The 10,674-nt window shown below is 68.9% G+C and carries 7 protein-coding genes and 1 pseudogene; 2 read left to right on the top strand and 6 right to left on the bottom strand.

Annotated elements, in window-relative coordinates; translation table 11 throughout:
• Positions 1 to 3: 3 nt before the first annotated feature.
• Genes WCE37_RS06655 through WCE37_RS06665 form a run of 3 tightly spaced genes read right to left on the bottom strand, consistent with a single transcriptional unit; the run spans position 4 to position 5,055 of the window.
• Positions 4 to 648, bottom strand: a complete 645-nt coding sequence (locus WCE37_RS06655) for a histidine phosphatase family protein (RefSeq protein WP_343278647.1) — start codon at positions 646 to 648, stop codon at positions 4 to 6.
• Positions 645 to 2,816 carry a S46 family peptidase gene (locus WCE37_RS06660; protein WP_343278648.1) on the bottom strand — a complete coding sequence of 724 codons (2,172 nt, stop codon included), beginning with the start codon at positions 2,814 to 2,816 and terminating at the stop codon, positions 645 to 647. Before WCE37_RS06660 ends, WCE37_RS06655 begins: the two co-directional genes overlap by 4 nt.
• A 37-nt stretch (positions 2,817 to 2,853) precedes the next feature.
• Entirely contained in the window at positions 2,854 to 5,055 is a 2,202-nt protein-coding gene (locus tag WCE37_RS06665) for a S46 family peptidase (protein ID WP_343278649.1), read from the bottom strand.
• Between the two features lie 160 nt (positions 5,056 to 5,215).
• Here WCE37_RS06665 and tdh point away from each other — a divergent pair, with 160 nt between their 5' ends.
• Together tdh and kbl are read left to right on the top strand one after the other, a co-directional pair.
• Positions 5,216 to 6,247 carry an L-threonine 3-dehydrogenase gene (gene tdh, locus WCE37_RS06670; protein ID WP_343278674.1) on the top strand — a complete coding sequence of 344 codons (1,032 nt, stop codon included), beginning with the start codon at positions 5,216 to 5,218 and terminating at the stop codon, positions 6,245 to 6,247.
• Positions 6,248 to 6,386: 139 nt separating this feature from the next.
• Positions 6,387 to 7,580, top strand: coding sequence for a glycine C-acetyltransferase (gene kbl, locus WCE37_RS06675; protein WP_343278650.1), 1,194 nt, complete (start codon positions 6,387 to 6,389; stop codon positions 7,578 to 7,580).
• A 189-nt stretch (positions 7,581 to 7,769) separates the two neighbouring features.
• Here the strand turns inward: kbl and WCE37_RS06680 are convergent.
• The 3 genes and pseudogenes from WCE37_RS06680 to WCE37_RS06690 form a co-directional block, all read right to left on the bottom strand.
• A pseudogene (locus tag WCE37_RS06680) lies at positions 7,770 to 8,267 on the bottom strand (hypothetical protein); the annotation flags it as partial.
• A gap of 106 nt (positions 8,268 to 8,373) precedes the next feature.
• Positions 8,374 to 9,462, bottom strand: coding sequence for an OmpA family protein (locus WCE37_RS06685; RefSeq protein WP_343278651.1), 1,089 nt, complete (start codon positions 9,460 to 9,462; stop codon positions 8,374 to 8,376).
• A 185-nt stretch (positions 9,463 to 9,647) separates the two neighbouring features.
• Positions 9,648 to 10,674 (bottom strand): OmpA family protein (locus WCE37_RS06690; protein ID WP_343278652.1); only part of this gene is annotated, 1,027 nt, incomplete at its 5' end.

The raw sequence follows: 10,674 nt of genomic DNA on the forward strand, positions 1-10,674 counted from the left end.
GGTTCAGAGCGCCCGGTGCACCGCTTCGCCGAACAGCAGGGTGTGGTGCGCGCAGTCGTTCATGCGCACCACGTCCAGGTGCCCGACATCCGGCCCCTCCAGCAGGTTCAGGGTGGCCGGCGCCTGGCGGAAGGTCCACAGCCGGAACAGCGGCAGGCCGAGCACCCGGCACAGCAACACGCGGTTCACGGCATCGTGCGAGACCACCAGCAGCGTGTCTTCCGGCCCCAGCCCTTCGCAGGCCTTCGCGAAGGCCGGCCAGGCGCGCTCAAGGACCTGCTTCAGCGACTCGCCGCCGGGCATCTGCACCTTGTCAGGCGCATCGCGCCAGGCAGCCAGGCGCTCGGGGTCGGACTCGCCGATCTCGCTGGCCAGCTTGCCTTCCCACGTGCCGTGGGCGATTTCCATCAGCCCCGCGTCGACCTCGAGCATGTCCGCGCGCGCCTCGCCCAGCGCCAGCCGCGCCGTGTCGTACGCGCGTGACAGCGGCGAGGCCACGGCGCAGTCGATGCGCACGTCGTGCAGGCGCTCGCCCAGGCGCAGCGCCTGCTTGGCGCCGGTATCCGAGAGCGGGATGTCCTCCTGCCCCTGGTAGCGGCCGGCGCGGTTCCACTCGGTCTCGCCGTGTCGCGCGAGCAGGACCCTCAACGCTTCGGCTCCAGCCCCAGCTCGGCCAGCACGCGCGGCGCCGGATAGACCTCCTGCATGATCCAGCGCATATAGCGCTGGTCGACCGAGATCATGCGCGTCATCACCGGGTCGAACACCCAGTTGGACGCCACGGATTCCCAGTTGCCGTCGAAGGCGAGGCCGACCAGCTTGCCGTGGGCATCGAGCACCGGCGAGCCGGAGTTGCCGCCGGTGATGTCGAGGTCGGCGAGGAAGTTGACCGGCACCGACTTCAGGCGACGATCGGCAAGCCCGCCATAGCGCTTCCCGGCGACCGCATCGAGCAGTGCCTTGGGCGCGTCGAACGGATCGACGCCGGTGTCCTTGGCCGGGATCTCTTCAAGCACGGTAAACGGCTTTTGCGGCGTGCCGTCGAGCTTGGTGTAGGGCTTGACGTTGCCGAAGGTGATGCGCAGTGAGGAGTTGGCGTCCGGATAGACGAACTCGCCCTTGCTGGCCTTGTAGTCGGCCACCGCCTGCAGGTAGACCGGCCGCGCCAGCAGGGCGTCGCCGGCGCGCGCCTTGCGTTCGGCTTCCTGCGCCAGCAGCGTGGGCATGACCGCCACCGCGTAGCGGATCGCGGGATCCTTGCTGGACTCGTACGCCTCGCGGTCGGCCTTCAGCCACTTCAGGCGGGTTTCGGTGCTGTCGGCCAGCTCGCTGCGCCCGAGGCGATCGAGCACGCCGTCGATCGCCTTGTCGTCGCTGCCGCCCAGCCAGGCGTCCACGGCCTCGAGGCGCTGGGCCTGCGGCAGCTTGACGTACTCGGCCAGCCAGTACTGCTGCAGGCCCCGGTCCATCTCCGGCACATAGCGACGCTCCATCTGGCGCACGGCCCCCTCGATCGTGGGCAGGTCGCGCTCCTGGTAGCCCTGCTCGCGGTCGGCGTCGGGCTTCTCGCGCTCGATCGCCAGGCGGTAGCCGCGGATCGCGGTCGACAGCACGCCGGTGCCGTTGAACTGGCCGAACACCAGGTCGCGCTCACGGGTGGCGCGGCTGGCCTCGTTGAGCTCGAGGATGCGCGCGTAGGCGTCGAGCACGGCCTGTCCGGCCTCGCCCTGCCCGCGTGCCCAGGCCAGCACCTCGGCCTCCTGCTGCTCCTTGGTGGCCATCGCCTTGGTGCGCTCGAAGCCGGCGAGCTGGCTGTCGTAGTTCTTGTAGACGTTCTCCCAGCCGCGCATGGTGCTGGCGTACTTCACTTCGATGTCCGGATTGGCCTCGCCGGCCGCGGCGACCATCTTCTGCAGCGCCTTGTAGTGGCGGACCACGGTCGGGTACTGCCAGTCCTGCGTGTCCTTGAACTCGCTGGCCAGCGCGTAGCGCGCGGTGCGGCCGGGATAGCCGGCGACCATCACGAAGTCGCCCTCGCCCAGCGGCTTGTCTGCGAACTCGAGCCAGCGTTTGGGCTGGTAGGGCACGTTGTCTTCGGCGAACGCCGCCGGCTTGCCGTCCTTGCCGACGTAGGCGCGGTAGAAGGCGAAGTCGCCGGTGTGGCGCGGCCACATCCAGTTGTCGGTTTCGCCGCCGTAGGCGCCGACGCTGCCCTGCGGCGCGTAGACCAGGCGCACGTCGCTGATCTCGAGGTTCTTGAACAGGCGGTAGGTGTTGCCGCCGGCAAAGCTGTACAGGCGGCAGCGGTAGCCTTCCTCGGCCTCGCAGCCGGCGACCAGCGACTTCTCGATCGCGTCGAGCGCATTGGTGCGACCGATCGCATCGGGCGCCGCGGACACGGCGGCCTGCACCCTGGCGGTCACGTCCTCGATCGACTCCAGCGCGAAGATGCGCGAGTTCGGTCCGGCGCTGATCTCGTCGCCGATCGCCGCGGCGTAGAAGCCGTCGCGCATGAGGTTGTTCTCGGGCGTGGAGTTGAGCTGGATCGCGCCGTAGGCGCAGTGGTGGTTGGTCGCCACCAGGCCCTGCGGCGAGACGAAGCTCGCGGTGCAGCCGCCCAGCGAGACCACGGCGCCCAGCGGGTCCCCGGTCAGGTCGGCAAGCTGTTCGGGCTTGAGCTTGAGTCCCGCCTTCTTCAACGGCTTGGCGATCTCGGGGAGCTGCTGCGGCACCCACATGCCTTCGCCGGAGTGGGCGGGACTGGCGGCAGCGGCCGCGAAGGCCGCGACGGCCGCGGCGAGTAGGGTCTTGCCCATAGGTTCGGTGTCCTGGACGGGTTGGATGGTTCGGAGTTTAACGGCCGGCGGCGGCGGCGGGAGCCTGCCGGTCGGCCTCGTCGAGCGGCAGGCCCATCTCGCGCAGCAGCTGCGGCGCGGGATAGACGCGGGCCATGATCCAGCGCATGTAGCGGGCATCGACGTGGATCGCGCGCTTGTAGCGCGGGTCGAACTTCCAGCTGGCGCTGACCGCTTCCCAGTTGCTGTCGAAGTTCAGGCCGATCAGGCGGCCGCGGGCGTCCATCACCGGCGAGCCGGAGTTGCCGCCGGTGGTGTCGAGGTTGGTGAGCAGGTTCACGGTCTGGGTGCCGAGGCCGGGATCGACGGTGGCACCGAAGTCGCGGCGGGCGATGGCATCGAGCAGCGGCTGCGGCGCGTCGAAGGGCGCCACGCCGGTGTGCTTCTCGACGATGCCTTCGACCGTGGTCAGCGGCGACCAGCTGACCGCATCGCGCGGCTGCAGGCCCTGGATGCGGCCGTGGCTCACGCGCAGGGTGGAGTTGGCATCCGGGTAGACCGCCCTGCCCTCGCTGCGGGCGTGGCCGATCATGCCGCGCATATAGGCCGGGCGCAGGCGCAGCAGCTCGCCGGCACGGGCCTTGGCCTCGCCCTCGAAGCGCAGGTCGGCCTGCTGCAGGGTCGCGGCGGCCTGCATGAGCGGATCGGTGGCGGCCTGGACCTCGGCCGGGGCGGCGGCGAACAGGCGCAGGCGCTCGGCTTCGTCCGCCAGGGCGGCACCGGCGTACAGGCGCTCCAGGCGCGACGCGATCGTCGCTGCGTCGGTGCCGAAGACGGCATCGACCTCGGGCACGCGCTGCTCCGCCGGGAGCGCGGCATGACGGCCCAGCAGCTCGGCCAGGATCGCGCGCTCGACCGCCGGCGCGTAGCGGCGCTGGGTCTGGCGCAGGGCGGCCTCGATCCGGGCTTCGTCGCGCAGCTGGTAGCCGCTTTCGCGCTCGGCGTCGGGCTTGCCGCGCTCCAGCGCCAGGCGCTGCAGCCGCATCGCGCCGCCCAGCAGCTGGGTCTGGGCCTGCATCAGGCCGAACAGCTGGTCGCGCTCGCGCGTGGCCCGGGCGGAGGCGATCACCGCGGCCGCGGCTTCGATGTCGGCCCGGGTCGCGGCGGCATCGGCCTGGCCGGACAGCCACTTCGCCATCGCCGCCTCCTCCGCGCGGCGGCCGGCGACGGCATCGCTGCGGCGCAGGCCGTCGAGCTCGCCCCGGGCCCGCTTGAGCGTGTTCTTGAGGCTCGCGACCTGGGCGGCATAACGCACTTGGGCATCGGCGTCGCCCGCGCTGCCGCGCTCGACCGCGTCCAGCAGCGCGGTCATCAGCTCCACGCGCGAAGGCAGCTGCCACTCGACCTGGTCGGCGAACTCGGCCGCGGTGCGGTGGCGGAAGGTGCGGCCGGGATAGCCCGCCAGCATCGCGAAGTCGCCCTCGGCCAGCGGCTCGGTCGACACCGTCAGCCATGCCGCGGGCTTGAACGGCACGTTGTCCGGGGAATACGCCGCGGGCTTGCCGTCCGGCCCCACATAGGCGCGGTAGAAGGTGAAGTCGCCGCTGTGGCGCGGCCACATGAAGTTGTCGATCTCGTCGCCGTAGCTGCCGATCGCGTCCGGCGGCGCGTAGGCCAGGCGCACGTCGCGGATTTCGAGCTGGCGCACCAGATCGAAGTCGGTGCCGTAGTACATGTCGACCACGCTGCAGCGGTAGCCGGGCTCCTCGGCCTCGCACTCGGCCACGGCGGCCTTGGAGGCGGCCTCGACCGCGTCGTGGTACGCGCGGCCGGTCCTGCCGCGGGCATCGGCCAGGATGCGGTCGGTGATGCGCTCGAAGCGGTCGGTCACCAGCACCCGCGCACCCGGGCCCGCAGACAGTTCGCCGGCCATCGTCGCCGCATTGAAGCCGTTGGCGATGAGGTTGTTTTCCGGCGTCGAATTCAGCTGGATCGCGCCGTGGGCGCAGTGATGGTTGGTGACCACCAGGCCATGAGGCGAGACGAAGCTCGCCGTGCAGCCGCCAAGCGAAACCACGGCGCTCATCGGCGGCTTCGACAGGTCGGACAGGTCCTTCGGGTCTCCCTGGAAGCCGGACGCGCGCATCGCCGATTCGATCTCGGGCAGCTGGGAGGGCAGCCACATGCCTTCGTCGGCAAGGACGGCGGCGGGCAGCAGCAGGGCGGCGGCGAGGGCCGTGGCGATGGAGCTCGGGCGCATGGGATTACCGGTGGTCTGGACAGCCCCCGACCATAGGCCGCGGCGGCGGCCGGGTGCAAATGTCAGCGGTCATGCCCCAGGTGGCGCGCCGTGGCGGCGGTACAATGGGTGTTTCGACCATCCGACCGGCCCAACCATGTCGCAGTCCCAGCAGTCCACCATTCCCGCCACCATGAAGGCACTGGTCAAGCGCGAGCTTGCCCGCGGCATCTGGATGGAGGAAGTCCCGGTCCCCGAGCCCGGCCCCAACGAGGTCCTGATCCGCCTCGAGAAGACCGCGATCTGCGGCACCGACCTGCACATCTACCTGTGGGACGAGTGGGCGCAGCGCACCATCCCGCAGGGCCTGACCATCGGCCATGAATTCGTGGGCCGCGTGGTGAAGCTGGGTCCGGGCGCGACCGGCTACGACATCGGCCAGCGCGTCTCGGCCGAAGGCCACATCGTCTGCGGCCAATGCCGCAACTGCCGTGCCGGTCGCCAGCACCTCTGCCCGAACACGGTCGGCATCGGCGTCAACCGCAATGGCGCCTTCGCCGAGTACATCGTCATGCCGGCCAGCAACCTGTGGCCGATCCCGGACGCGATTCCGTCGGAGCTGGCGGCGTTCTTCGATCCCTACGGCAACGCCGCGCACTGCGCGCTGGAGTTCGACGTGGTCGGCGAGGACGTGCTGATCACCGGCGCCGGCCCGATCGGCGTGATGGCCGCGGGCATCTGCCGTCACATCGGTGCCCGCAACATCGTGGTCACCGACGTCAACGACTTCCGCCTGAAGCTGGCCGCGGACATGGGCGCCACGCGGGTGGTCAACGTCAGCAAGACCTCGGTGAAGGAGGTCATGGCCGAGCTCAACATGGACGGCTTCGACGTCGGCCTGGAAATGAGCGGCAACCCGACCGCGTTCAACGACATGCTCGACTGCATGTACCACGGCGGCAAGGTCGCCCTGCTCGGCCTGCTGCCCAAGGGCGCCGGCATCGACTGGGACCGGGTGATCTTCAAGGGCCTGGTGCTGCACGGCATCTACGGCCGCCGCATGTACGAGACCTGGTACAAGATGACCCAGCTGGTGCTGGCGGGCTTCCCGCTGGAGAAGGTGCTGAGCCACCAGCTGCCGGCGGACGAATTCCAGAAGGGCTTCGACCTGATGGAAAGCGGCAAGTCGGGCAAGGTGGTGCTGAGCTGGTAGCCGGTCCGCGCGAAGGCAGGTGGCGCCGCCAAGGCGCGACACGCCGTGAATACGTCCATGTAGGCTCTCGGCGGCATCCATGCCGCCGAAGGTCGCGCCTCGACGGCGCCACCTGCCTTCCCCATCGTTGAGGTGTCCTGTGTCCCTGACCGAACGCTACAGCCAGACCCTGGCCGAAATCCGCGAACAGGGCCTGTTCAAGGCCGAGCGCATCATCACCAGCCCGCAGTCGGCTGAAATTGAACTGGCCGACGGCCGCAGGGTGCTGAACTTCTGCGCCAACAACTACCTCGGCCTGGCCGACCATCCGGACATCATCGCCGCCGCGCGCGATGCCCTGGACACGCACGGCTTCGGCATGGCCTCGGTGCGCTTCATTTGCGGCACCCAGGACCTTCACAAGGAGCTGGAGCAGACGATCTCCAGCTTCTTCGGCAAGGAGGACACCATCCTCTATGCCGCCTGCTTCGACGCCAACGGCGGGCTGTTCGAGCCGCTGCTGGGCGAAGGGGACGCGATCATCAGCGATTCGCTCAACCACGCCTCGATCATCGACGGCGTGCGCCTGTGCAAGGCCAAGCGCTACCGCTACGCCAACTGCGACATGGCGGACCTGGAAGCGCAGCTCAAGCAGGCGAAGGCCGACGGCGCGCGCACGATCATGATCACCACGGACGGCGTGTTCTCGATGGACGGCTTCATCGCGCCGCTGGACGAGATCACCGCGTTGGCGGAGAAGTACGGCGCGCTGGTCCACATCGACGAATGCCATGCCACCGGCTTCATCGGCGCGACCGGACGCGGCTCGGCCGAGGTCAAGGGAGTGCTGGAAAAGATCGACATCATCACCGGCACCCTGGGCAAGGCCATGGGCGGTGCGCTGGGCGGCTTCACCACGGCGAAGGCGGAAGTGATCGAGCTGCTGCGCCAGCGCTCACGGCCCTACCTGTTCTCGAACTCGCTGCCGCCACACGTGGTGGCCGCGGGCACCAAGGCCTTCCAGATGCTGGATGCCGCGGGTGAGCTGCGCGAGCGGCTGGGGGAAAACACCGCCTACTTCCGCGAGCGCATGGTCGCCGCGGGCTTCGACATCAAGCCCGGAACCCATCCGATCAGCCCGGTGATGCTGTACGACGCGCCGCTGGCGCAGCGCTTCGCCGAGCGCCTGCTCGAGGAAGGCATCTACGCGATCGGGTTCTTCTTCCCGGTGGTACCGCAGGGCCAGGCGCGCATCCGCACGCAGCTGTCGGCCGCACACACGCGCGAGCACCTGGACCGGGCCATCGACGCCTTTATCCGCATCGGGCAGGAACTGGGCGTCATCAAGGGCTGAAGCGCGCCCAGGCCGCGGCGCAATGGCGCCGCGGGCCGTCGCGATCCGTGGCAGGACTCAGCGCGGCTCGGAGCCGTCGTCTGCAGGGACCCCGGCGGGCGGAGCTTCGACAGGTGGAGCCTCCGCGGGCGGGTTGTCGGCGGATGGGGCTTGGGCGGGAACGCCTTCAACGGGCAGAACCACCTCACCGGCCGGGGCAGCGACAGTGCCGTCGGCAGCGGCCGCAGCAGCAGCCGGGACCGGAGTCCTGCCGCGCGCGATGCGAACGCCGCGCGTCTTCATCCAGGCATCGAACTCGTCGGCGGTCATCTGCCGGCCGTTCTGGTTCATGTCGAAACGCCAGGGCGTGTTGTCGAATTCGGTCTTGGGCTTGTAGGCGCCGGGATCGTTCGGATCCGCCACGCTGGCGGGCGCTGCGATCGCCACGTTGCGGCAGCCTTCGATGCGCCGGCGCACCAGCACTTCGTCGACGGTCTGCGACTCGTCGTATGCATGTCCCAGGACGCCGCTGTTGGCGCCGAGCATGTACGAGGGCGCGACCAGTTCGGCCGCCAGTGGCGCAAGCACCGTGACCCGCTGCGCGGCCACGCCCGCGCTGGGCAGGCTGCCGCAGTCGATCGCCGCCAGGGCCATTCCCGGAACCAGGAGGCCCACCGCCGCCACACCCATCAACGCTGACCGCTTCATCGCTCTTGCCCCGCTTCCTCGTGCACAGGGCGGGAGTCTAGCAGCCTCCAGACGCACGAAGCCCGGCACAAGGCCGGGCTTCGTGGTGTCACCTGTGCCGACGTCCTCAGTTCTGGACGTTCAGCTCCGTGCGGCGGTTGCGCGCGCGGCCGTCCGGGTTGTCCGAACCGTCGTCATTGGTGTTCGGCGCGATCGGGCGGCTCTCGCCGTAACCGGTCGGACCCACCATGCGCGACGAATCGATGCCGTTCGAGGCCAGGTAGTCGTACACCGCGGTCGCGCGGCGCTCCGACAGCGACTGGTTGTACGCGTCGGTGCCCTTCGAGTCGGTGTGGCCAGCCACTTCGACCTTCAGCTCCGGGTAACGCTTCAGGATCTCGATCGCCTCGTTGAGGATCGACACCGCGTCCGGACGCAGGGTCGACTTGTCGAAGTCGAAGTTCACGCCCTTCAGGTCGATCGACACCGGCACCGGGCAGCCGTCCGGACCAATCGTCTGGCCAGGCTGCGAATCCGGGCAGCGGTCGTCGCAATCGTTCACGCCGTCACCGTCGCTGTCCATGTCCGCGCAGCTCGGGGCCACCGGCGCCGGGGCCACCGGGGCGGTCGGCTCCGGACCCAGCGGGATCACGACGCCAACCGAAGCCAGCACGTCGCCGAACCAGTCTTCGCTGGGGGCGCTGACGCTGGTGTCGTCGAAGTCGGCACGGTAGGCCAGCTCGGTGCGGATCTTGACCCGACCCGTGCCGCCCTGCGCACCCACGCCAACCTTGGCGGCGAAGTTGCCGTCTTCGCGCTCACCCGGCGAAACCGGGCTCGGGAACGCGTCGTACTCTTCTTCCGAACGCTGGTAGCCCACGCCCATCAGCACGTAAGGCGCCCAGTTGCGGCCTTCGGCCAGGAAGTGGCGACGCAGGTCCAGCGAAATGCCGTACTGGCTCCAGTTCAGGTCCTGGTTCGCGTCGTTGTTCGGGTTCTGGTAGTTCAGCTCCGCATCCAGCGACCACGCCGGGGAAATGAACTTGCCGAAGCCAAGCGTTGCGAACGGCGCATCGCGCGTACCGCGGTCATTGTCCTGCAGGTTGAAACCGGCGCCACCGGTCAGGTACCAGCGGTCGTCGAAATCCTGGGCGGAAGCCACCTGCGAGAAAACCAGACCTGCCAGAAGGGCAGTGCTCAACACGCGAATTTTCATAATTTGCTCCTAAACCAATCAGGAATGAGTCGGGGGAAGGCGGTGGGCATGCGGGGCCAGGCCACCGGCCCGCCCAACCTGCCAGTCGCGGCGTAATCATACACAATTCAGGCAGATGTTAACCATCCATTAAAACGAAGCCCGGCACAAGGCCGGGCTTCGTGGTGTCACCTGTGCCGACGTCCTCAGTTCTGGACGTTCAGCTCCGTGCGGCGGTTGCGCGCGCGGCCGTCCGGGTTGTCCGAACCGTCGTCATTGGTGTTCGGCGCGATCGGGCGGCTCTCGCCGTAACCGGTCGGACCCACCATGCGCGACGAATCGATGCCGTTCGAGGCCAGGTAGTCGTACACCGCGGTCGCGCGGCGCTCCGACAGCGACTGGTTGTACGCGTCGGTGCCCTTCGAGTCGGTGTGGCCAGCCACTTCGACCTTCAGCTCCGGGTAACGCTTCAGGATCTCGATCGCCTCGTTGAGGATCGACACCGCGTCCGGACGCAGGGTCGACTTGTCGAAGTCGAAGTTCACGCCCTTCAGGTCGATCGACACCGGCACCGGGCAGCCGTCCGGACCAATCGTCTGGCCAGGCTGCGAATCCGGGCAGCGGTCGTCGCAATCGTTCACGCCGTCACCGTCGCTGTCCATGTCCGCGCAGCTCGGGGCCACCGGCGCCGGGGCCACCGGGGCGGTCGGCTCCGGACCCAGCGGGATCACGACGCCAACCGAAGCCAGCACGTCGCCGAACCAGTCTTCGCTGGGGGCGCTGACGCTGGTGTCGTCGAAGTCGGCACGGTAGGCCAGCTCGGTGCGGATCTTGACCCGACCCGTGCCGCCCTGCGCACCCACGCCAACCTTGGCGGCGAAGTTGCCGTCTTCGCGCTCACCCGGCGAAACCGGGCTCGGGAACGCGTCGTACTCTTCTTCCGAACGCTGGTAGCCCACGCCCATCAGCACGTAAGGCGCCCAGTTGCGGCCTTCGGCCAGGAAGTGGCGACGCAGGTCCAGCGAAATGCCGTACTGGCTCCAGTTCAGGTCCTGGTTCGCGTCGTTGTTCGGGTTCTGGTAGTTCAGCTCCGCATCCAGCGACCACGCCGGGGAAATGAACTTGCCGAAGCCAAGCGTTGCGAACGGCGCATCGCGCGTACCGCGGTCATTGTCCTGCAGGTTGAAACCGGCGCCACCGGTCAGGTACCAGCGGTCGTCGAAATCCTGGGCG

Source organism: Luteimonas sp. MJ250 (assembly GCF_039548455.1).
Taxonomy (GTDB): domain Bacteria; phylum Pseudomonadota; class Gammaproteobacteria; order Xanthomonadales; family Xanthomonadaceae; genus Luteimonas.